The organism is Lentimicrobiaceae bacterium, from assembly GCA_020636745.1.
Classification (GTDB): Bacteria; Bacteroidota; Bacteroidia; order Bacteroidales; family Lentimicrobiaceae; genus Lentimicrobium.
Genome location: JACJXH010000005.1, coordinates 210541 through 234452, shown reverse-complemented (window position 1 = coordinate 234452; position 23912 = coordinate 210541). Strand labels below are relative to the sequence as shown.

At 41.3% G+C, this 23912-nt stretch carries 19 protein-coding genes; 8 read left to right on the top strand and 11 right to left on the bottom strand.

Annotated features, from left to right (window positions below; all coding sequences use genetic code 11):
• Both H6541_09840 and miaB read right to left on the bottom strand, forming a co-directional pair.
• On the bottom strand, positions 1–792 hold the full coding sequence (locus tag H6541_09840) for a polysaccharide biosynthesis/export family protein (protein MCB9016084.1): 792 nt from the start codon (positions 790–792) through the stop codon (positions 1–3).
• A gap of 289 nt (positions 793–1081) precedes the next feature.
• Positions 1082–2443 (bottom strand): tRNA (N6-isopentenyl adenosine(37)-C2)-methylthiotransferase MiaB, encoded by a 1362-nt coding sequence (gene miaB / locus H6541_09835; protein ID MCB9016083.1) that lies wholly within the window; start codon positions 2441–2443, stop codon positions 1082–1084.
• Positions 2444–2613: 170 nt separating this feature from the next.
• Between miaB and topA the strand changes: the two genes are divergently transcribed.
• Positions 2614–4947 (top strand): type I DNA topoisomerase, encoded by a 2334-nt coding sequence (gene topA, locus H6541_09830; protein ID MCB9016082.1) that lies wholly within the window; start codon positions 2614–2616, stop codon positions 4945–4947.
• A 133-nt stretch (positions 4948–5080) separates the two neighbouring features.
• Complete coding sequence (locus H6541_09825; protein MCB9016081.1) at positions 5081–6256, top strand: formimidoylglutamase; 1176 nt, start codon at positions 5081–5083, stop codon at positions 6254–6256.
• A 106-nt stretch (positions 6257–6362) separates the two neighbouring features.
• On the opposite strand, the gene ruvC is transcribed toward H6541_09825, so the two are convergent.
• Entirely contained in the window at positions 6363–6920 is a 558-nt protein-coding gene (gene ruvC / locus H6541_09820) for a crossover junction endodeoxyribonuclease RuvC (GenBank protein MCB9016080.1), read from the bottom strand.
• A 27-nt stretch (positions 6921–6947) separates the two neighbouring features.
• Between ruvC and H6541_09815 the strand changes: the two genes are divergently transcribed.
• Both H6541_09815 and H6541_09810 read left to right on the top strand, forming a co-directional pair.
• A complete protein-coding gene (locus H6541_09815) occupies positions 6948–7970 on the top strand; it encodes a flippase-like domain-containing protein (GenBank protein MCB9016079.1) in 1023 nt (340 codons plus the stop codon).
• Positions 7960–9108 (top strand): glycosyltransferase, encoded by a 1149-nt coding sequence (locus H6541_09810; GenBank protein MCB9016078.1) that lies wholly within the window; start codon positions 7960–7962, stop codon positions 9106–9108. The genes H6541_09815 and H6541_09810 overlap by 11 nt, the downstream gene beginning before the upstream one ends.
• Positions 9109–9111: 3 nt before the next feature.
• Here H6541_09810 and H6541_09805 read toward each other — a convergent pair whose 3' ends face one another.
• The 3 genes from H6541_09805 to queA all read right to left on the bottom strand — a co-directional run bounded on the left by H6541_09805 (position 9112) and on the right by queA (position 11918).
• Positions 9112–9987: a cation transporter gene (locus H6541_09805; GenBank protein MCB9016077.1), complete on the bottom strand. Its 876-nt coding sequence runs from the start codon at positions 9985–9987 to the stop codon at positions 9112–9114.
• 19 nt (positions 9988–10006) lie between these two features.
• Entirely contained in the window at positions 10007–10693 is a 687-nt protein-coding gene (locus H6541_09800) for a 2-C-methyl-D-erythritol 4-phosphate cytidylyltransferase (GenBank protein MCB9016076.1), read from the bottom strand.
• A 169-nt stretch (positions 10694–10862) separates the two neighbouring features.
• A complete protein-coding gene (gene queA, locus H6541_09795) occupies positions 10863–11918 on the bottom strand; it encodes a tRNA preQ1(34) S-adenosylmethionine ribosyltransferase-isomerase QueA (GenBank protein MCB9016075.1) in 1056 nt (351 codons plus the stop codon).
• A 315-nt stretch (positions 11919–12233) separates the two neighbouring features.
• On the opposite strand from queA, the gene H6541_09790 reads away from it, so the two are divergent.
• The 3 genes from H6541_09790 (at position 12234) to H6541_09780 (ending at position 14455) form a co-directional block, all read left to right on the top strand.
• Positions 12234–13169: a ribose-phosphate pyrophosphokinase gene (locus tag H6541_09790; protein ID MCB9016074.1), complete on the top strand. Its 936-nt coding sequence runs from the start codon at positions 12234–12236 to the stop codon at positions 13167–13169.
• Positions 13170–13211: 42 nt separating this feature from the next.
• The gene (locus H6541_09785; GenBank protein ID MCB9016073.1) at positions 13212–13781 is read left to right on the top strand and encodes a 50S ribosomal protein L25; all 570 of its coding nucleotides are present in this window, start codon (positions 13212–13214) and stop codon (positions 13779–13781) included.
• A 110-nt stretch (positions 13782–13891) separates the two neighbouring features.
• Positions 13892–14455 (top strand): aminoacyl-tRNA hydrolase, encoded by a 564-nt coding sequence (locus tag H6541_09780; GenBank protein ID MCB9016072.1) that lies wholly within the window; start codon positions 13892–13894, stop codon positions 14453–14455.
• Between the two features lie 66 nt (positions 14456–14521).
• Here H6541_09780 and H6541_09775 read toward each other — a convergent pair whose 3' ends face one another.
• Positions 14522–16051 carry a glycine--tRNA ligase gene (locus H6541_09775; GenBank protein MCB9016071.1) on the bottom strand — a complete coding sequence of 510 codons (1530 nt, stop codon included), beginning with the start codon at positions 16049–16051 and terminating at the stop codon, positions 14522–14524.
• A 406-nt stretch (positions 16052–16457) separates the two neighbouring features.
• On the opposite strand from H6541_09775, the gene H6541_09770 reads away from it, so the two are divergent.
• Positions 16458–16727 (top strand): HU family DNA-binding protein, encoded by a 270-nt coding sequence (locus H6541_09770; GenBank protein MCB9016070.1) that lies wholly within the window; start codon positions 16458–16460, stop codon positions 16725–16727.
• A 194-nt stretch (positions 16728–16921) separates the two neighbouring features.
• Here the strand turns inward: H6541_09770 and metG are convergent, their stop codons facing one another.
• The 4 genes from metG to H6541_09750 form a co-directional block, all read right to left on the bottom strand.
• Positions 16922–18985 carry a methionine--tRNA ligase gene (metG, locus tag H6541_09765; protein ID MCB9016069.1) on the bottom strand — a complete coding sequence of 688 codons (2064 nt, stop codon included), beginning with the start codon at positions 18983–18985 and terminating at the stop codon, positions 16922–16924.
• A gap of 123 nt (positions 18986–19108) precedes the next feature.
• A complete protein-coding gene (locus tag H6541_09760; GenBank protein ID MCB9016068.1) occupies positions 19109–19579 on the bottom strand; it encodes a hypothetical protein in 471 nt (156 codons plus the stop codon).
• Between the two features lie 156 nt (positions 19580–19735).
• Positions 19736–21382, bottom strand: coding sequence for a C69 family dipeptidase (locus H6541_09755; protein MCB9016067.1), 1647 nt, complete (start codon positions 21380–21382; stop codon positions 19736–19738).
• Between the two features lie 114 nt (positions 21383–21496).
• Positions 21497–23866, bottom strand: a complete 2370-nt coding sequence (locus H6541_09750) for a glycyl radical protein (GenBank protein MCB9016066.1) — start codon at positions 23864–23866, stop codon at positions 21497–21499.
• Positions 23867–23912 lie beyond the last annotated feature (46 nt).

The following is a 23912-nucleotide window of genomic DNA, read 5'->3' as shown; positions in this document are numbered from 1 at the left end:
TTATTTAAAATAACTTAAAATGAGCAGCGTAGTGGTAACCGTTGAAAAGATTATAGCATAGGGGAATGCTGTGAAAGCATAATTTTTGCTCCTGAGTGGTTCAACATATACGATGTCGCCCGGCTGAAGGTAATAGTATGGCGATTGAAGTACATCGGCCTTCAACAGGTTTACGGTGTGTACGGCTGAACCTTTATCTGTTTTCCTGATGATGTTTACCTTACTCCTGTTGGCATACGAAGTAACATCGCCACCTAAGCTCAATGCTTGAAAAATGTTGATATTTTCCTGATAAACCATATAAGTTCCGGGTCTTGCTACCTCACCCAACAGGCTGATTTTGAAATTTACAAGTTTTACCGTAACTGTAGTTAGCTGGTAAAAATCATTGATAACAGTCTGTAACTTGTCTTTAATGACATTGATTGTCAGCCCGGCTACATGAAATTTGCCGATAACCGGCAGGATTATGTATCCTGAATCAGTAACCATATAACTATTAAGGTATACGCTCATCTCGCTGTTATTCTGGTACGAAACCCTTTGATCTGATTCAAATGGATTCATATTTTTAGGGTCAAGGCTCTTTACATCAATGTATAGGTTATCTCCCTTTTTTACCAGATAGTCGGGGCTGACATCATTTATAAATTCAATATTATCACCTTGTCTGTATAGTTCAGCATCAGGCAGATAATTGATCTTTTTCATGGAGATACACGAGCCCATCATCAACAATGCTGAAAATAAAATCAGCCGGTGAGCCATTTTTTGAATAAAGTCTTTTTTCATGTTGAACAGCATCTATTACTGTTAATTATATTGCAATAATGAGGTAAAAGTAATCAGCGCTAAAATTAGTATAATTATTTGTGTGCTTTTGACAGCTTTAAATGATTAATTGTAAAAGTTTTACAATGCAGACATGTTACTAATGTTAAACATGCGCAAAGTTATTACAATTAATTCAAACATTATCTACTTCTGAAAGCTATTCGTGAATGCCGCATGTTGTTGGCAAGCCGGAAAATCTGTCAACAGAAATGTTTTAAGCATGTCAAAATGTTAATCAACAAGTTTGTTAAAGAATATCAGTAGTCGCTTCACCACGTAAAGTTGCTGCGGTACACGATTTAATTTGCACATTCACATAATCGCCAGGTTTGAATTTTCCGGCAGGGAATACTACAACTTTATTGCCAGTGGTTCTGCCAGCCAGTTCTTTGCCTGATTTTTTGGAGAGGCTTTCGGCCAGTACTTCAAAAGTTTTGCCAATATCGGCATGATTGCTTCGGAATGAAAGATCTTGCTGCAGATCGATGATTTGCTGAAGTCTCAAACTTTTTACATCTTCAGGAACATCGTCTTTCATTTTTTTTGCCGCAAGCGTGTCAGGCCTTTCAGAGTATTTAAACATAAAAGCATAATCATATTTAACCCAATTCATCAGCTCAAGGGTTTGCATATGGTCTTCTTCTGTTTCAGAAGAGAACCCGGCTATAATGTCGGTTGAAATGGTGCAACCGGGTAGAATTGATTTTATTGCATTTATTCTCTCTTTGTACCAGTCTACAGTATATTTGCGGTTCATGAGTTTAAGCATGCGATCGCTGCCGGCCTGAACAGGAAGGTGGATTGACTTGCAAATGTTCGGGTAGTTAGCCATGGTCGTCAGGAGCTTGTCAGAAAGGTCTTTGGGATGAGAGGTGGCAAATCTTACCCTGAGCAAGGGGTTAATCTGAGCAACCATCTCAAGTAACTGCGGAAATCCTGTTCCGTTTTCACTGTTATATGAATTTACATTTTGGCCCAGCAGCGTAATTTCGCGATAGCCTTCTTCAAACAGTTTTCTGGCTTCGTTTACAATTGTTTCCGGGTCGCGGCTTCGTTCTTTGCCTCGTGTGTATGGAACCACACAATATGAGCAAAAATTCTCACATCCGCGCATAATGGAAATAAAGGCTGAAATGCCGTTTTTGTCCATTCTAACAGGGTTGATGTCTGCATACGTTTCGTCAGCCGAAAGTATCACATTGATAGCTTTCTGTCCGCTTTCAGCAATGTTCAGCAATCGTGGCAGATCGCGGTATGCATCTGGTCCAACAATCACATCAACCATTTTTTCTTCTTCTATCAGTTGCGATTTTAGCCTTTCGGCCATACATCCGAGAACGCCTATAATCAGTCCAGGTTTGGTTTTTTTGTATCGTTTGAATTCCTGAAGTCTGGCTCTGACCCGTTTTTCTGCATGGTCGCGTATTGAGCAGGTGTTTACAAAAATAACATCTGCATCAGCAATGTTTTCTGTGGTTTCAAAATCGTTATCAGTCATGATGGAACCTACAATCTGGCTATCAGAAAAGTTCATTTGACAACCATAGGTTTCAATATAGAGTTTGCGTTTAATTTCCAAGGTACAATTTTTGTTGGTTAATCCTGATATTTGAACAATGATGGATACAATCGTATCGGGTTGCAAAAATAAGAATAATTGAACAGCCTCATTCTTAATTTGTTGTAAATAAAGTTTTCATATTGCGAAGTCAGTTAAGTTTTTATTCCGTTACTTTGTGCCCATTTTTAATAACTCATTGAGCGCTAACAATATTCAGTATGATTAAAAATCTTGTAATTGTTGAGTCACCTGCAAAGGCCAAGACTATCGAAGGATTTCTGGGAAAGGACTTTATTGTAAAATCAAGTTTTGGCCATGTGCGTGACTTATCAAAGAAGCAACTTGGGGTTGATGTTGAGCATGATTTCATGCCCAATTATGAAATTTCGGCAGATAAGGCCAAACTCATCAAGGAACTTGGCAAGCTGGCATCTGAAGCGGAAATTGTATGGCTTGCGTCCGATGAAGACCGCGAGGGAGAAGCTATTTCATGGCATTTGGCTGAAGCTTTGTCGCTTGATGAAAAGAAGACCAGGCGTATAGTGTTCCATGAAATTACTAAAAATGCAATTTCTGAAGCCATAAAAAACCCCCGCAAAATTGATTTAAATCTTGTTGATGCCCAACAGGCGCGCCGAGTGCTCGATCGCCTGGTTGGTTTTGAAATTTCTCCTGTCTTATGGAGGAAAGTTAAACCAGCTCTTTCCGCCGGACGGGTTCAGTCGGTGGCCGTTCGTTTGATTGTTGAGAGAGAAGAAGAGGTAAAAGCGTTTAAATCTACTTTTAACTATAGGGTTACTGCTGTTTTTACAGTTCCTGACGAAGCCGGTAAACCTAAAATTGATGCCGAACTTTCAAAAAGGTTTCCTGAGAAACCAGAGGCAATGGAGTTTCTGCGCAAATGCGTTGGAGCGGCTTTTCATATTATTGATATTGATACCAAACCGGCCCGGAAATCACCTGCGGCTCCTTTTACTACTTCCACATTGCAACAGGAAGCAAGCCGAAAACTCGGATTTTCGGTGGCTAAAACAATGTTGGTTGCCCAGCAGCTTTATGAAGCCGGAAAAATAACCTATATGAGAACCGACTCTGTTAACCTGTCGAGCCTTGCCCTTGATATGGCCAAAGAGGAGATCGCAAATCTGTATGGCGAAAAATATATCAAAACCAGGCAATACACGACTAAATCAAAGGGCGCTCAGGAAGCGCATGAAGCCATCCGGCCAACCTACCTGAATCATCAGGAAGTTGAAGGTGATGCTTCTCAGAAAAAACTTTATGAACTCATCTGGAAACGAACCATTGCCTCTCAGATGAGTGATGCCGAACTTGAACGCACAACTGTGAATATTGGCATCTCCACAACACCTGAAAAGTTTGTAGCGAAAGGGGAAGTCATTAAGTTCGACGGATTTTTGAAAGTGTATATGGAATCTACCGATGATGAATCAGCTGAGAATGAAGAAGGTATTTTACCACCGGTGAAGGCAGGTCAAAAGCTGGATTTGTCAGAGATGCTTGCCACGCAAAAGTTCTCACAACAGCCTCCCCGCTATACCGAAGCCAGTTTGGTGAAAAAAATGGAAGAATTAGGTATCGGACGACCATCTACCTATGCACCCACCATCTCTACAATCCAAAAACGCGAATATGTAGTTAAGGAAGATAGGCCCGGGGTTAAACGTCAGTTTTCTCTCATTAAACTGAAAAATGAAAAAATTACGGAAGATGAGAAATCGGAAAATACCGGCTTTGAGAAATCAAAACTTTTTCCAACTGACATAGGAACCCTGGTAAATACTTTTTTGGTGCAAAACTTTGAAAACATCCTCGATTACAACTTTACAGCCAATGTTGAAAAAGAGTTTGATGAAATTGCACAGGGGCAGAAAGTATGGAATCAGATGATCAAGGAGTTCTATTATCCATTTGCCAAACAGGTAAAGGAAACACTTGAAAATTCGGAAAAAGTCAAGGGTGAACGTTTGCTGGGGACTGATCCTGAGTCTGGTAAAAACGTTTACGTAAGAATTGGCCGCTTTGGACCAATGGTGCAGATTGGTGAAGCCGATGATGAAGAAAAACCGAAATTTGCAAGTCTGAAAAAAGGGCAGGCAATGGACGATCTAACCCTTGAACTGGCATTAAAACTTTTTGATTTCCCGCGGTCAATCGGAGTTTATGAAGATGCTGAACTTACTGTTGCCATTGGTCGCTTTGGGCCTTATGTTAAGCATAAATCAGCTTTTTATTCACTTGCCAAAACAGACGACCCTGTTACCATTGATGTAGAGCGTGCCATTGTGCTTATTGAGGAAAAGCGCAAGAAGGAAAGCGAACGTCTCATTCTATCGTTTGATGAAGCGCCGGAAGTTCAGGTGTTGAATGGTCGGTACGGGCCGTATATTGCCATAGGTAAATCTAATTACAGAATTCCTAAAGGAACAGAACCAGCCAGCCTGACACTGGAACAATGTCGTGAAATTGCTGAAAAACAGGATGCTCAGCCGAAAACAACCGGTAAAGGCAGGTTTGCCAAAAAGAAATAAACATCTTGGTATTAGCTTTTTTAAAAGATAGAAGGGGAGATCGTGAAAACGATCTCCCTGTTTTTTTAAATCAACCTTGGTAAAATTCCAAAAAAATGGCGTAGGTTTGATTTTAGAAAAATTGGCTTAAATTATGGAGATTGCTGTTTATTTTGAACCAGTTGCAGAGGAGCTTTTTGAAGGGTTTCCGGCTGGCGATCATCTCAGAATTGGACAAATAATTAAAGCTTTCAGAAATGAAGGCGATTTTCCCGAACCCGCAGGTTATCATATTGCACTTTTTGGGGTGAATGATGATCGCAATTCGATCAATAATCAAGGGTGTGCTAATGCGGCTGATGAAGTCCGCAGATTCTTATATAAACTTTTTCCAGGAGCCTGGACTTCGGGCATTGCCGATTTGGGAAATATCAGGAGGGGATTTTCTGTTGAGGATACTTATTTTGCCCTGACATCGGTTGTTGAAGCTTTGGTGGCCAACCGGATATTGCCGGTAATCATTGGCGGTGGTCAGGATCTTACCTTTGCCATGTATAGTGCATATGCCCAAATCGGGCAAATAATTAACATGGCTGTTGTTGATCCAATGTTCGATTTGGGTGAAACTAATCAGGAGTTGAATTCCCAAACTTTTTTGAGCAAAATTATCATGCAGCGGCCCAACTTTTTGTTCAACTACACCAATTTGGGTTATCAGACTTATTTTGTTGATCAACCCGGCCTCGATTTAATGAAAAAATTGCTTTTTGATACCTACAGGCTCGGCATGTTGCATGGCAACCTTACTGATGCTGAGCCCCTGGTGCGTAATGCCGATTTATTGTCGTTTGATATGGGCGCCATCCGGGCGGCCGATGCACCTGGCAATGCCAATGCCACTCCTAATGGATTTTCGGGCGACGAAGCTTGCCAGATTGTCCGCTATGCTGCCATGAGTGATAAACTTTCGTCAATCGGATTTTTTGAGCTTAACCCCTTGTTTGACCGGAACGGAATTACAGCGCATCTGCTCGCTCAAATGATTTGGTATGTTTTTGAAGGTTACAATAACCGCAAAATGGACTTTCCTTCCTCTGACAGCGATAATTTTATCCGTTATATTGTTCCGACAACAGATTTTGAAGATGGCATCGTTTTTATCAAGAGCCGCAAAACTGACCGCTGGTGGATGGAGGTTGTTTGTGGTCCTGAAAACCGGCAAAAATATGCCAGTCATTATGTCGTCCCATGTTCTTACAGCGATTATCAGGTGGCTTGTAATAACGAAATACCTGACCGCTGGTGGCAGGTTTACCAAAAGCTGATGTAAGTTCAGGTAATGCTGTAATTCGTCAATCGTAATCCGACACATTTTTTTAACCGGGTCGCGAATGTCAACAGCCAACAAAATCCTGAGATATTTGATCTCCTTAACTTTATTTTTTTACCACCCTGCCGGGGTTTTGATCCATAAAGCTTTTCCAGCCTGTGTAGCTCTTGCCTGTTTCTGAAGGTTCGCGCTGAAAGTAATGACAAACAGCAACTGCAACTGCATCCGTGGCATCCATAAGTTTTGGAATTTCTTTCATTTGTAACAGGTTGACTAACATACCTGCCACTTGTTCTTTTGAAGAGTTGCCGTTTCCTGTAATCGATTGCTTGATTTTGCGGGGTGAATATTCAAAAATAGGGATATCCCGGTAAAGCCCGGCTGCCATTGCTACACCCTGAGCCCGTCCAAGCTTTAACATTGATTGAACATTTTTCCCGAAAAAAGGAGCCTCAATAGCCAGTTCGTCAGGGTGGTACTGATCTATGAGGTTAAGAACAGATGAAAATATTTTTTTTAACCTCAGTGGTTGCGAATCTTTGGTAGTAAACTTAAACACATCAAGGGTGATCAGCTCTATTTTCTTACCTTTATCCACAATTAATCCGTAACCCATAACCTGGGTGCCTGGGTCAATTCCCAAAATAATGCGTTCACTTTTCATGTGCTTGTCCTGCAAATATAATCTAACATGGTGCTTTCAGCAAAGGTAAAGAAATCCCTCAATATCGGATTCAGGATTGTGATAGCGCTGCTTGCCTTTTGGTTTATTTACAGGCAGGTTGTGGTAACAGGTGACTTTGAGCATTTCAGATTGCTATTTTTAGAAAGGGCAGGCAATAGCAGATTTGTGCTGATTGTTTTGATGGTTCTGATAATGATGCCTTTAAATTGGGGCGTTGAAACTGTAAAGTGGAAGCTGCTTATCAGCTATGTAGAGAAAATTAGTTTTTTTAGTGCATTTCGTTCTGTAATGACAGGAATTTCAACCAGCCTGTTTACTCCAAACAGGGTGGGCGAGTTTTTCGGAAGGGTTTTTACATTAAAGCTGGCAGATCCATTGAAAGGCGTTTTGCTCACTATCGCCGGAAGTCTGAGCCAGTTGATCGTTACCTTGCTGTTTGGATCGTTTTCCCTGATAGCTTTTTTACCGCTGTATTTTGATACTAATCAGTTGTGGGCCCGTTATTTATACTTTGGTGTTGTGCTGTTTGTTATCATTGGGGCAGTGTTTATGATTATGTTGTTTTTAAGATCTCCTGTCCTTTCGGCCAGCATACATTCAATGGTGAAGCCTGGTTGGAATAAAATACATGAATATATTGCGGTTCTTCAATCGGTTGAGCGAAAGGTTTTACTAAAAGTGTTGCTGTTAAGCATGTTCAGGTATCTGATTTTTAGTACCCAGTTTTATCTTATGTTAAGGGCTTTTGATCTATCTATCCCATTTTTGCATGCTTTTATGCTGATTTCAATGACTTATTTTGTTGCAACTGCGATTCCGACAGTAGCCCTGGTTGATTTAGGTATTAGAGGTTCTGTGGCGATTTACTTTATCGGAATGTATTTTAAACAGGGAGAGCAGGTTGCAATGGCTATTCTTTCTGCAACCACAACCATATGGATAGTGAATTTGGCTTTACCTGCCTTGCTGGGGCTGCTTTTTATCAACAGGCTTACATTTATAAGAAAATCAACTTCTGATGTCAAGTGAATTTATAATATTGTCAGCGTTTTTAATGTTGATTGCTGCTGCATATGTATTTCTGCTGGCAAAGTTTTTTGCAGGATGGATTGGCCTGGCTTTAAGGCAGAATGAGAATATTGAACCATGCACAAAGGTGAGTGTGGTGGTGCCTGCCCGTAATGAGGAACAAAATATTGTTTCCTGTCTTCAAGGGGTTCTGCTGCAGGATTATCCTCTTTCATTATTTGAGGTTATAGTGGTTGATGACTTTTCTGAAGATGCTACTGCCCAACTTGTTTTGGAATTTGCCCAAAACCATCCTGAATTTAATCTTAAACTAATAAGGTTAGAGGGTAATTTCGGGAAAAAAGCTGCACTTCGACAGGCATATAAGCTGGCAACTGGTTCGCTGATTCTTAATACTGATGCCGATTGCTCTCATCCGGCAGGATGGATAAAAGCGATGTCTCAATGTTTCGAACAGCAAAATCCTGTTTTTATATCAGGGCCTGTTCTGCTTAAATCTGATGGTAATTTGTGGGGCGTTTTTCAGGAATTGGAGTTTTTGTCTCTGATAGCTTCAGGAGCCGGCGCTATTGGTGCCGGTGTACCGATTATGTGCAATGGCGCAAATCTCGGATTTTCTTCTGTTGCGCTCAGGCAATTAAATGATGATGCCATGAAAAGTGCAACCGCTTCGGGCGATGATGTGTTTTTAATGCTTGCTATGAAACAGCAATTTGGAGCGCAGCGTATAACCTTTCTTAAAAACAGAGAAGCCATTTGTGAAACAAACGCTTCTGCTACCCTGCGGGATTATATGAATCAGCGGATGCGATGGGTTTCAAAAAGCAGTGCCTATCGGGATACTTTTCTTATAGTCACTGCAATTTCTGTTTTTCTCATCAACTTCAGCATTGTTGCAGCTACGGTGGGCGCTTTTTTTGTTCCGGTTTTATTGAATTTGGCGATATGGCTTTTTGCGATAAAAGTATTGGCTGATTTGCCTTTACTCTGGTCTTTCAGCCGTTTTGCAAAGCGTGAAAAATTCGTAATCTTTATTCCTGTAATCGAGCCTTTGGTTGTTATTTATACTGTTTTGGCTGCCATTGCAGGAAATCTGATGAATGTAAGCTGGAAAGGAAGGAAAGTAAGGCCTGTTTAGGTTTTAATAGTGTTTTATGCCTTCAGGTTCCATGTGAATGGTGCTGATAATTCCAGTATCTTCTTTGATATGTTTTTCTATTCTTGTCGCTATTTCATGGGCGTCAAAAATGCTAAGTCCATCGGGAAGTCTGATGTGAAAAGTCATTTCGGTGTGGTCTCCGTAGCGATGAATGTGGAAATGATGCGGAGCAAGCTCAAGCAGGCTTTCATTTTTACAGATGGACTCTATCTGCCTAATCAGGCTGTTTTCAGGGGTTTCTCCCATCATAATGTTTATGGCATCTTTAAGGATGTCATAAGCCGCATAAAAAATGAGCAATGCGACGATAATTCCCAATACTCCGTCAACCCACCAGATTTGTTTTCCCAAAAAGATTCCGGCAAGAATAACCAGAGAAGATATGGCATCTGATCGATGATGCCATCCGTCGGCCCTTACTGATTTTGAGCCGGTTTTACGTGCAATATGAAATGCGTATTGAGCCATTCCTTCTTTGGCTATAACCGAAATAACAGTGGCCACTATAGCAAAAATGCTATAACTTACCAATTCTTTGGTTTGCAAGCGTTTGACACCCTCAAGAATAAAATTGAAGGCAACCACGCTTAATAACATGCCAATGATCATTGCCGCAATTAATTCAGCTCTGCCATGTCCGAATGGGTGCTCCTTATCAGCCGGTTTAGCCGAAACCTTGGCCGCAATCACTACAACAATTGAAGTTAGCGAATCGGAAAGTGTATGCCAGGCGTCAGCAATGATGGCAATTGAGCCGGTTGCTATCCCCGCCCAGAACTTAAGTATAAACAACATAATGTTGCCGCCAACCGAAACCCATCCTTCGGTTATGGCATCCTGATTGTTTTTTGAGTTCATTTGTTCAGTTGTAATTGTGTCAGATGTCAGATTGGGTTTTATTCCTGAGTATTGCTTCAGCTATCAGAAGGTCAAGTGGTGTTGTGATTTTAATGTTTTCAGGATTGCCTGCGTACAAGTGAACCTGATGTCCGCAATTATTCACCAGGCTTGCATCGTCGGTAAATGAGCTATTATTCGCTTGCTTGTATGCATTTCTGAGAATTGAAAGACGAAAACACTGCGGGGTCTGCACTGTTTTTATTTTCGTTCGGTCAATTGGTTCATTCCGGTCGTTTATAATTATTCTTGCAGAGTCTGTTAATTCTCTTGAAGGAATAGCAGCGCCATTTTTTTGGGCAAGCTCAAATCCTTTACTGATAGTTTGCCGGTCAACAAAAGGGCGTGCACCATCATGAATGGCGACCAGGGCTTCCTGGTCGGAAATAAGCTCAATTCCGTTTTTTACCGAATCGCTTCTGGTAATTCCCCCTTGGGCCACCCAGTAATTTGCGGTAAAATTGTATTGCGAACACAATTGTTCCCAATAAGTTATATAGTTGCCGGGTAAAACAAGAATTATTTTTATCTCGGGATTAAAACCCGAAAAAGCGTTAATTGTATGCATTAACAGAGGTTTCCCGGCAACCGGAATAAACTGCTTGGGAATCTCAGTGCCCAGTCGCAGGCCACTTCCCCCTGCCACAATAATTGCGTAACGGACCACTTGACTCAGATTTTTAGCAAACCTACATTAAAAAGAGTTTTTATGCAATTTAGAGCGCAAGATAATAAGCAATGAAGCGAAATTTTAAAGCAATAAGAATTGGGCAGGTTACCTCAAAAAACAGGGCCACTGCATTGCAATGGCCCTGTTTTGATATTTTGAAGTATGATTAGAGAATCAGCATAGCATCTCCGTAAGTGAAAAATCTGTATTTTTCATTAATGGCTTCTTTGTAGGCTTTCATCAAAAAGTCAAAGTCGGCAAAAGCGGCAGTCATCATGAGCATAGGAGAGAGGGGCAAATGAAAATTGGTAATCATGCTGCTGGCGATACTAAAATCGTAAGGAGGGAAGATAAACTTATTTGACCATCCCTGATAAGGTTTGAGTGTTCCGGCAATAGAAACTGATGTTTCAACGGCTTTCATAGTGGTAGTGCCCACAACGCAAACCTGCTTGCGGTGTTCCTTTGCTTTATTTACAATACTTACTGCTGTATCGTCAATAATGAGCTCTTCAGAATCCATTTTGTGTTTGGTTAAATCTTCCACGTCAATCGCTCTGAAATTTCCAACACCTGCGTGTAAAGTGACTGAAGCAAATGAAGCACCTTTGAGTTCGAGGCGTTTCATTAGTTCGCGGCTGAAATGTAAACCTGCTGTTGGAGCAGCAACAGCGCCTTCTTTTGAAGCATAAATGGTTTGATACCAGTCTTTGTCTTCCGGCATGATCTCGCGCAGCGCCTGTAATTCTTCAGGCAAAGGCGTTTTACCGAGGCTCTCGATGGTTTTTTTGAACTCATCGTAAGGCCCGTCAAATAAAAAGCGAAGGGTACGGCCACGTGAGGTAGTATTGTCGATAACTTCTGCTACCAGGGAATCGTCATCACCAAAATAAAGTTTGTTTCCAATTCTGATTTTGCGCGCCGGGTCGACTAAAACATCCCATAAACGGGCTTCAGAGTTTAGCTCACGCAGAAGGAAAACAGTGATTTTAGCTCCGGTTTTTTCTTTTTCACCGGTAAGTAAAGCTGGAAAAACCTTGGTGTCGTTGATAACGAAAACATCGCCATCTCCAAAATAGTCCAGAATATCGGTGAACATTTTGTGCTCAATCGTTTTGGTTTTACGATTAAGAACCATTAGCCTTGACTCGTCACGATTGTCTAACGGCTGCATTGCAACAAGGTCGTTGGGCAGGTGATAACGAAATTGAGAGAGTTTCATTCCGTAGTGTATTAAATTGTTTATAGTAACAATGCGCAAAAAACATCATAGTTTTTGCTGTAATAACAATAAACTATTGTAAGTTTGCACCGAAATTAATGAACGATTTCCAAGGCCTTAATATTATAGTAATCAGAAGGTTTCGAAAATCAGCCTGTTTTAAGGGGGTGCAAAAGTAATGCAAAATTGCCTAAAAATCAAGTATTTTGCCCCTAATTTTTGAAAATACAGGTTTCATTGCGTAAAGCTGAAAAAAAAGCTGTACCTTTGCAATCCTCAAAGTCAAATATATAACTCCTTAATACACAATAAGAAATGGCCACAGTGGTTAACATTTTTTCGGGAAGAGCCACCCGTTATCTGGCAGAAAAAATAGCTGCCAGCTATGGTAAAAAGCTGGGTGATGTTATAATCACTGATTTTTCAGATGGTGAATTTCAGCCTTCTTTTGAGGAAAATGTGCGTGGTAATGATATTTTTATTGTTCAATCAACCTTTGCTCCCTCCGATAATCTCTTTGAACTTTTGCTGATGATTGATGCAGCTAAAAGAGCTTCTGCCAGACATATTATCGCCGTGATTCCTTATTTCGGTTTTGCTCGTCAGGACAGAAAGGATAAGCCCAGGGTTTCAATTGCAGCCAAGCTTGTTGCTAATCTGCTGACAGCTGCTGGTGTTCAGCGCATTATTACCATTGATTTACATGCCGATCAGATTCAGGGATTCTTTGATGTTCCTGTTGACCATTTGTATTCATCATCTATTTTTGTTCCTTACCTCAAACAGCTGAATCTCCCCAATCTTACAATGGCATCGCCTGACACTGGCGGTACCAGAAGAGCAGCTGCTTATGCTAAAATTTTAAATACCAGTTTCGTTATTTGTTACAAACAACGATCAAAAGCCAATCATGTAGATACTATGGCTTTAATTGGTGATGTAAGAGGTAAGGATGTTGTTTTGGTGGATGATATTATTGATACAGCCGGCACTATCTGCAAGGCTGCTGAAGTTATGATGGAAAATGGAGCCGCCAGTGTTCGGGCTTTCTGTACCCATCCTCTTTTGTCGGCCAATGCGGTTGAACGTATTGAAAAATCACCTTTTACTGAAGTTATTGTTGCCGATACAATTCCCCTTCGGGTAGAAAGTACCAAGATTAAAGTGCTGAGCACAGCTTCTCTTTTGGCTGATGTAATTGGTAAAGTGCATAACTACGAATCTATCTCAACTCTCTTTAAATTTGAATAATTCCCACAAAGGGTTTTATATATTCATCTAATCTTTAAACAAATGAAAGTAGTCTCATTGAGCGGTTCCCTCCGCGGGAACGTAGGGAAAAAAGACGCAAAAGCCCAGCGCAAAGCTGAAAGGGTTCCCTGTGTAATTTATGGTGGTAAAGAACAAATTCATTTTTCAGCTGAAGAAACCAGCTTTAAACCGATTTTGAATACCCCGTTTTCTCACCTTATCAATATTAATATTGATGGAAAAGAGTATCTGACTATCCTTCAGGATGTTCAGTCTCACCCGGTAAGCGATAGTATTCTGCATGCAGATTTTCTTGAACTGCAGCCTGAGAAACCAGTAACTATTGCTGTGCCTATTAAAATTACAGGCGTTTCTCCTGGTGTTCTTATTGGAGGTAAATTGATTAAGAAATTTCGCAAATTGAAAGTTAAAGCATTGATTTCTAATCTTCCGGATGAAATCGAGATTAATATTGGCAAATTGGAAATTAATCAGTCTATCAGGGTTTCTGACCTTAAAGTTGAAAATGTTCAGTTCCTCGATATCCCGAGTTCGGTTGTCGTTACTGTTATTTCAACCCGTAATGTTGAACAGCCTGCTCCTGGTAAGTAATTAGCGTGAATATAATTTAACCGGAAGGCTGCATCGGGCTGCCTTCCGGTTTTTTTATGATGCAAATAGTTGAAATAGAAGAGATTTCTGTTTGATTTAATCTTGGTAATGTGAAATATCTAATCGTTTGTCTTGGCAATATTGGCGAAGAGTATGCCAATACGAGACATAATATTGGCTTTATTATTGGCGATGCACTGGCTTCAGACCTTGGTGTAAAATTTACAACCGACAGATTGGCTGCACGCGCCGAAGCAAAATATCGCGGGAAAACATTGATTATAATCAAGCCAACCACTTATATGAACCTGAGCGGTAAGGCTTATCGGTATTGGCTAACACAGGAAAATATAAGCATTGAAAATTCTCTCGTTATTGTGGATGATCTGGATTTAGACACAGGCGTACTTCGCATGAAAACGAAAGGTAGCGGAGGCAGTCATAATGGGCTTAATCATATTATTGAGATGATGGGACGCAATGATTTTCCAAGACTCAGGGTGGGGATAGGAAGTAATTTTGCCCGTGGATTTCAGGTAGATTATGTGTTAGGCCGCTTTTCTCGTGAGGAAGAAAAAATATTTATGGAAAAAATACCTGTTGCAGTTGAAATGGTTAAAAGCTTTGTAGCCGGAGGCGCAACCAATACAATGAATGCATATAATAACAAATAGGTTTACCTCAGATATAAAAAAACAGGCAGGATACAAATCCTGCCTGTTTTTTTATAAACTAAATATTTACCGGGCAATGGGTTTGAGACGTTCGCGGATAATATGGCTGATTTCTGTTACATGAATCCGGTCCTGCTTCATGGTGTCACGTTCGCGTATGGTCACAGTTCCGTCTTCAAGTGTCTGATGGTCAACTGTAATGCAATACGGGGTGCCAATGGCGTCCTGACGGCGATAGCGTTTTCCGATGGAGTCTTTTTCTTCATATTGGCAGTTGAACTCATATTTGAGTGAGTCCATAATCATGCGGGCTTTTTCCGGAAGGCCATCTTTTGCTGTAAGTGGTAATACTGCTGCTTTTACAGGGGCAAGTACTGGCGGGAATTTCATAACAATGCGTTCTGAGCCATCGTCAAGCTTTTCTTCAGTAAACGCGTAACTCATTAATGCCAGAAATGTGCGATCCAGCCCAATTGAAGTTTCAACTACATATGGAACATAACTTTCGTTAAGTTCAGGGTCAAAATAGGTAATTTTTTTCCCTGAGAACTTCTGATGTGCACTTAAATCGAAGTCGGTGCGTGAGTGAATGCCCTCCAGCTCTTTAAATCCAATAGGGAAGTTAAATTCAATATCGCTGGCAGCATTGGCGTAATGAGCCAGTTTCTCATGATCGTGAAATCTGTAATTTTCGGCAGGAATGCCAAGTGAAAGGTGCCAGGTCTGGCGTTCTTTTTTCCAAAATTCAAACCACTCGAGTTCAGTGCCGGGTTTTACAAAAAATTGCATTTCCATCTGTTCAAACTCACGCATACGGAAAATGAACTGCCTTGCCACAATTTCGTTGCGAAAGGCCTTCCCGATTTGAGCAATTCCAAATGGTATTTTCATTCTACCGGTTTTCATCACATTCAGGAAATTGACAAAAATTCCCTGGGCGGTTTCAGGTCGGAGGTAAATGGTGTTGGCTTCGTCACTCACTGATCCCATCTGTGTTGAAAACATCAGATTAAACTGTCTAACTTCTGTCCAGTTGCGCGAGCCGGAAACCGGACAAACAATCTCAAGTTCTTCAATCAGCTTTTTGATGCCGTCAAAATCGTTTTTTTCCAGTCCGCTGTAAAGACGGGTTTTGGCTGTATCAATCTTTGATTGATACTCCATTACTCTGGGGTTGGTAGCGCGATATTGATTTTCATCAAAAGCATCGCCAAAACGTTTGGCCGCTTTTTCAACCTCCTTATTGATCTTCTCTTCGGTTTTAGCGATAAATTCTTCAACAAGCACATCGGCACGATAGCGCTTTTTTGAGTCCTTGTTGTCGATCATCGGGTCGCTGAATGCATCAACGTGGCCAGAAGCCTTCCATATGGTTGGATGCATGAAAATGGCAGAATCGATGCCCACAATGTTTTCGTGGTAACGTACCATTGCTTTCCACCAGTATTCTTTGATGTTGTTTTTGAGTTCAACACCATTTTGACCATAATCGTATACAGCGCTAAGGCCATCGTATATTTCACTGCTCTGAAATACAAACCCATACTCTTTGGCATGGGAAATTATTTTTTTAAATAGTTCTTCGTTGTTTGCCATGCTGCAAAGATAGGAAATTGATTTTGGATTGTTAGCTGATGTCTGTTGCCTGATGTAAAAATTCGGGATATCGCTTCCATGTATCTGTATGTAAATACATCTTCCTGTTTTTCTGTTTTTCTGAGGAGGTTCCCTGAATAAATTGTCCTTTTTTAGTTTCTTTCTTCACCTGGGACTAAAATTGAAGAAAAAATGATAAAAAATATTTGCAAAGCCTTGTAAATACTTGAAATTTTATTACAATTCTTCATACATTAGCCAAACATTTAATTAGTATTGCCAGCTTCATAGATTTCCTGTAAATGAAAAGAGTGTAGCAAGGCAACCTATAATCTGTAATTAGGAAGTTTGATTGCATATTGACTCAATTCATAATTAATTTATTAACAAACTTTATTCTTAAATTATGAACAAAACAGATTTAATTGGTATTGTAGCCGCAGGTGCTGGTTTAACAAAAGAACAAGCTAAAAAAGCCATTGATTGCTATCACGACACCATTGCTGATACATTAAAAGCAGGTCAGAAAGTTGAAATTTTAGGTTTCGGCTCATTTTCAGCTGTAACCAGAGAAGCCAGAACTGGCCGCAATCCTAAAACCGGTGAAATGCTGACAATAAGTGCAAAAACTGTTGCAAAATTTAAGCCCGGAAAAGGTCTTTCAGAAAAATTGTAAAGTATTACTGTGTCAGTTGCGAATTCTTAATTCCAATTGATATCTCGAACGTTTATCTCATCTGTTTTCAGGTTTGATAAACGTTCTGTTTTTAACAATGCAGGCATCGTTATTGATGCCTGCATTGTTTTTGATTATAAGAAGATTGGGTTGAACTCTGTGCGGATTAAATTACCGCGAATTCCCCGTTTTTTTTACCTGACTTCGCTGCCATTATTGATTTCTGCAGTTGGCGAAACAAAGCAAAGCTTACCGTCATGGTCTTCTGCCATGAGAATCATTCCTTGCGATTCAATTCCTTTAAGATTACGAGGAGCCAGATTGACCAGTATGGTAACTTTTTGTCCGATAATATTCTCGGGTTCATAGTATTCGGCAATGCCTGAAACTACAGTGCGTTTATCAATGCCTGTGTCAATGGTAAGTTTAAGTAATTTTTTTGTTTTAGCAACTTTCGATGCTTCAATAATGGTTCCAATCCGAAGATCTATTTTTCCGAAATCGTCAAATTCAACAATTGGTTTGGCTGGATTGGCAACAATATTTGCCGCTTCGTTGGCCTTTTTAGTGTTGAGCAATTTTTGAACCTGCTGTTCAATGGCCTGGTCTTCAATTTTTTCAAACAGAAGTTCGGGCTGATTCAGATGGTGGCCTTCATGAAGAAGTTCAGCACTTCCGGCCTTATCCCATTTTGAGGCTTCAAGATTCAGCATATTGTTAAGCCTGGAAGCGGTAAATGGGAGAAATGGTTCACAAAGAATGGCCAAATTTGCACAAATCTGAAGCGAAATGTTCAGGTTAGTCTGAACACGCTCAGGATTGGTTTTAAAAACTTTCCAGGGTTCGGTGTCGGTCAGGTATTTGTTGCCAAGGCGGGCCAGGTTCATCAGTTCGTTTAAGGCTTCGCGAAAGCGGTAAAGCTGAATACTTTGGCCGATTTTTGCAGGAAAGTCTTTCATTTCAGCGAGCACTTGCTGGTCGTAATCATCAGCAGAGCCCATTGCAGGGACTTTTCCGTCAAAATATTTTTGGGTCAGCACCAGTGTGCGGTTAACGAAATTCCCGAAAATAGCCAGTAGTTCACTGTTGTTACGAGCCTGAAAGTCGCGCCACGTAAAATCGTTGTCTTTGGTTTCCGGGGCATTGGCTGTAAGTACATAACGGAGCACATCCTGCTTGCCGGGGAATTCTTCGAGGTATTCATGTAACCATACAGCCCAGTTGCGTGATGTGGATATTTTATCGTTTTCGAGATTTAAGAATTCATTGGCCGGAACATTTTCGGGAAGGATGTATGAGCCTTCTGCTTTAAGCATTCCTGGAAATACAATACAGTGGAATACAATGTTGTCTTTTCCAATAAAATGAACAAGTTTGGAGTCGGCAGATTTCCAGTAAGGCTCCCATGCTTTTCCTGTTTGTTCAGCCCATTCGCGGGTGGCTGAGATGTAACCGATGGGGGCGTCAAACCAAACGTAAAGTACTTTTCCTTCGGCTTCAGGCAAAGGAACTTTTACGCCCCAGTCGAGATCGCGGGTTACAGCGCGTGGCTGCAATCCATGGTCAAGCCACGATTTGCACTGACCATAAACATTGGTCTTCCAGTCGTCTTTGTGGCCTTCAAGAATCCATTCGCGTAGCCAGGGTTCGTATTTATCGAGAGGTAAAAACCAGTGTTTGGTGTCGCGCATAACCGGAATACTTCCACTAAGCGCCGATTTGGGATTGATAAGATCAGTAGCATTCAGCGATGTACCGCAGTTCTCACATTGGTCGCCATAAGCTTTTTCAAAGCCACAATGTGGGCATGTGCCGGTAATGTATCTGTCGGCCAGGAAAGTCTGATGTTCTTCGTCGTAATATTGTTGTGAAAATTTTTCAATAAACTCCCCTTTTTCATGGAGATTGGTGAAAAATTCGGAGGCTGTTTTGTGGTGCGTGGCATTTGATGTACGCGAGTAAATGTCAAATGAAACCCCAAAATCTTCAAATGACTTTTTGATAATTCCATGATACTTATCAACCACCTGCTGAGGAGTAACCCCCTCTTTGCGGGCTTTAATCGTAATAGGAACGCCATGTTCGTCGGAACCACCGATAAAAATCACATCCTCTCCTTTGGACCTCAGATATCGAACATAAATATCGGCCGGAACGTAAACACCGGCAAGATGACCGATATGTATTGGCCCATTGGCATAAGGAAGAGCGGAAGTTACAGTATAACGTTTAAAACTTTTAGTGGATGAATCAGACATAATTGGAATTTTAAAAACAGGTGCAAAGATATAGAAAATGGCTGTAAACTAAACTAAACCGCTTGCCCCCGGCATCTGAAATTCAAAGGCCGGTTATTGCGTGTATTAGTTTTATTCAATGGTTTATAAATGTTTTTTATAGTATTGAAATACTTTGGGCAAGAGCGTAAGGATTGAAATTAATACGCCGGTTAATGCAAATACAGGTTGAAGTAAAGATGAATAGCCCAAAAGAATTATTTGAACGATTATCCAGATGACAAGTATAAAACCGTAATAAAGTGAGAATGTCCAACACCAGTGTTGTTTATGGTAAAGGTTCAGCATTTCTGGCCAGTGCCAGTTGGGTTTGGCAAATAAACCCCATACAATCAGCAATGGCAATATTCCGTTAAATAAAAGCAGAATAATGCCGGGAATAAGAAAATTGTTAAAGGGGCTGTTGGCTAATATATCAGTGCTCATTTTCAGGCTTGAGCCATCTGGTGAATCAATAAGTGAGTAGCCTCCGTATAAACCACCCAGGCCTGTAAAAACAAGTATGGACGATAAAAGAAACATGGAATAGGGCATTTTTGAGTCGGGATTGGTCATGCTTATAGTTTTTGTAAATATACGCTATTCTCTATTCTTACTCAAACAGCTTTTCTGCACTCTTTTTTTGCCGGGAAGTTCTACAGGAAAGAAATCCCGATAACCGAATTACAGGTTACCGGGATTGGTATTTTTAAGGGGTTAGCCTGGCACTCCTTACTGGAAGTTAATTCCCTGGCGGTTGTTGGTGAATTTGGTAAGCAGTGTTTTTCGCAGTTTACGATACGATTCAACGTTGCGGGCCGCTTTTTCAGCAGTTCTGCTGGTGATAAATTGCAGTGCTTCCTGGCGGTTTTTGCTGAGCAATTCATTAAAGATGAGTTCATCTTTTTTCATTTCATCCATAAAGGAAGTTTCAAGTGCTTGCTGCTCAGCTTTTACCAGTTTAAATCCTTCCTGCCAGTTGAGATATAACAAATTGTCCACTTCATCAAAGGTCCATTTGGCACTGGCATCATCAAATTGATCGGGGTCGTAGGTGGCATATGATTGCGGTATTTGTTGAATGCCGCAATATACCGGCAAATAAGGGCTTACAGCTTGATTATCAAGATAAACCCAGTAAACGCCGCCTATTTCATTGGGCAGCCAGGAGCGAAGTTGGGCAATCATACCGTATCCGCCGCGTGCCACATTTCTGCGCCATGTGATGCCCAGAAGTTCGCGCATGTTGCGGGTTGGAAAAGGAGTGGCCATGTTGCTGTATTTCATTCCACCTTTTCCATCAGGTATAAAATATGATGGGTGTTTTGACATATCATAAATGGTTCCTTCAAAGGTATACCGCTGCATAGCCATTACATCCTGTATGCCAATTTTTTCAACCGGATTGCATGAGAAAGGATATAAACTCAGGGGTTCAACATACTGAACATATGGATTTTGTGTATCAAAAGGTGTTTTGAGTGTTCTGTCGGGCATGTCTTTGATGTCAGGTGCGTATTTGCTGTAGAACATCCACAGGCGAGAAGTTGCCCATTCGCGGGGTAGCGGGGCATATGCATCCTGCCAGATAAAGGGTTTGCCTGAGTTGGGGTTATACCAGCCACGCTCAATAGCTTCACTCATGTAGTTGGTTGATGCCCTGAAATTTGCTTTGTCTTTGATGTTAATTTCTTTTATTATGCTCCAGTTAGCAACCAATGTTGCATGATCATCCGGCAGGCGTTGAGCAGCCCAAATGGCGCCTGGTTTTTTACTGCCTGGTTCCCAGCCGGGGCCAACACTAAAAACTTCAAGAATCCAGACCTCATTTGGATCGGCGATAGCCAAACATTCAGACTCGTCAACACAGGACGGTAAAAATCCGTAAGTATCAAGCAGGTGCGTTATTAACTCAAGTGCTTCACGGGCTGTTTTGCAGCGCTCAAGTGCAAAAATCTGAGCCTGTTCAATGGTCATTATCTGTTTGCTTTCTTCTCTAACAATTTTAAGCTCATCGCGCTGGCTCAAGGTGCTTTCACCAATGGCCAGCTGATATTCGTTAATGTGAGAATAGGCTGATCGGATATAAGTATAGGTTTGTGCAACCTGAGGAATATATCCTATTATTTTACCCATGCTGTCGAGTGGTTGCCTTACATCCTGCAATCCCCAGTAAACAGGAGCCATCGCTCCTTTCTGATATTTTTGTCCGGGCATGACTTTAAATCTCGAATTATCGCCGCAGTCGGTATGCGAAACAATAACCGAACCGTCTTTACTTGCCTTTTTGCCAACTGCAATGATTGTGCATGAGAAAGATGAAAAGGTGTGACTCAATAAAAGGATGATAAGAAGAGCGTGGATTTTGAAATTTTTCATCATCTGTTATTTGTGTTTTTCAGGTTGTTGAATTTTAAATGACTGTTTTGAGTGTAATCATAGCTTCAGGCTTTTGGCATTGAATGAAACACTGGATTTTAAGCACTGAATTTATCAAAAATACTCACTTTCCTGTTCGGTACGGCATATAATCTCTTCCTGGAGTTCAGGCGTAAGATCATTGAAGTAGTCGCTATATCCGGCAACTCTGACAATCAGGTTATTGTATTGTTCTGGATTGGATTGTGCTTTTCTTAAAGTATGAGCCGACACCACATTAAATTGTATATGGTGACCATCCATTCTGAAGTAGGTTCTTACCAGTTGTCCGATTTTTATGATGGCTTCATCATCTTTGAAGAAAGAGGGGGAGAATTTCTGGTTCAGCAATGTCCCTCCGGTTTTAATCTGGTCAAACTTGGCGGCAGACTTTATAACGGCTGTGGGTCCGTTACGGTCAGCTCCCTGAACTGGTGAAATTCCTTCTGAAACGGGCTTGCCTGCTTTGCGTCCGTCGGGTAGCGCATTTATCTTGCTTCCAAAGTAAACATGACAAGTAGTAGGAAGCATTTCAACCCGGTAGGTTGCTCCTCTGGGGCTTTTTCGACCATCAACTACATTGAAAAATGCTTCAAAAACTTCTACTACGTGCCGGTCTGCAGCTTGATTGTCATTGCCATATTTGGGGGTGTCAAATAAAAGTTGGCCCAGCTCTTGTTCGTGGCTCTCAAAATTGTTTTCAAGCATACATATGAGTTGTTTCATAGTAAAGCGCTTGTTATCAAAGATGTTGTGCCTTATGGAGGAAAGGCAGTCGGTCATTGTTCCGAGCCCAACACCTTGTATGTAGTTGGTGTTGTAACGCGCTCCACCGGCATTGTAGTCGCAGCCGTTGGTAATGCAATCGTCAATAATGGCCGAAAGGAAAGGTGCTGGCATATGTTTTGCCCAGATGGATTCGATGATGTTGCTGCCTGAAATTTTAATATCAATAAAGTGTTTAAGCATTTTCTGATAGGCCATCATAAAATCCTCATAGGTATTAAAATCAGCGGGATTCCCGGTTTGCGGGCCGAGTTGTTTGCCGGTTAATGGATCGAGGCCATTGTATAGCGTTAACTCTAAGATTTTTGGTAAATTGAAATAACCGGTTAAGATATAAGCTTCTGTGCCAAAAGCACCTGCCTCTACGCATCCTGAAGCGCCGCCTCTGCGGGCATCTTCAGGCGTTTTTCCCTGCCGGATTAGTTCCTGAACGATAGCATCTGTATTAAATATAGAAGGCTGGCCAAACCCGGTTTTTACAATTTGGGCTGCCCTGTGAATCAGATGATCGGGATTTTTTTTGCTCAGTTGTACCATAGAACTGGGCTGGAGCAAACGCATTTCTTCTATCACGTCCAGGATTAAATAACTAAGCTCATTCGCTGCATCAGACCCGTCAGCTTTTACTCCGCCAACGTTAATCAGGCAGAAGTCGGTATAAGTATTGCTTTCCTGAGCTGTAACGCCAACTTTGGGGGGTGCAGGATGGTTGTTAAATTTAATCCAGAAAGATTGCAGAAGTTCAATAGCTTTTTCCCGTGTAAGTGACCCTGCAGCAAGCTCTTTTGTGTAAAAAGGCAACAGGTGCTGGTCTAACCTGCCGGGATTGAATGAATCCCACGGGTTTAGCTCGGTGATTACGCCCAGGTGGATAAACCAATAATGCTGAAGCGCTTCATGGAAAGTTTCGGGTGCATTTGCCGGTACTTTACGACATATGTTGGCCATATCGAGCAGTTCATCACGGCGAACCGGATTTTCTTCTTCAATTGCCAGTTTTCCAAGTAATCCGGCATAGCGTTCAGCCAACAGTATTACAGCTTCACACGCAATTCGCATTCCCTGCAGCTCTTCCGATTTTGAAAGTGCTTCCTTGTCATTAAGAAAATCAAGAGAGGCAAGCGATGTGTCGATATCACCTATCAAATCAAGTAAGCCGTGTTTAAAAACTTTTTCGCCCGCAACTGTGTGTCCGGGTGCGCGTTGTTCCATAAATTCGGTGAATATGCCTGCATGGTATGCCTCTTTCCAGGCCTCGGGCAGTGCACCAAACATCCGGTCACGAATGCTGTTTCCGCTCCAGAAAGGGATGATTTCTTCCTTATAGACATGGCGTGTTGGTTCGTTTACTTTATACGATACTTTCGGACGGGAGTTGAGGATATCCAGGTCCTGTAATGAATGCACACAGACTTCGGGATAGGTTGGCACAGATTTGGGCTCCGGGCCTCGTTCACCAACAATCAGCTCATTTGTTCCAATGTATAATTTTTTATGCTGCATCAGATATTGCAGGGCTTGGCCTCGCTGTACCGGAACAGGAAGTCCCTTGGTTTCAGGTTTGCTGTAAAAACTGGTGATAAGCCGGGCCCGTTCATCTGATATCCGGTTGGTTGCATTCAGGCTCGATTCGCGTAATTGTGTGATTCTGTGGTTCATGTTGATTATTCCAATAAAGTTTTTGATTCAGATGTGTAGTGATAAT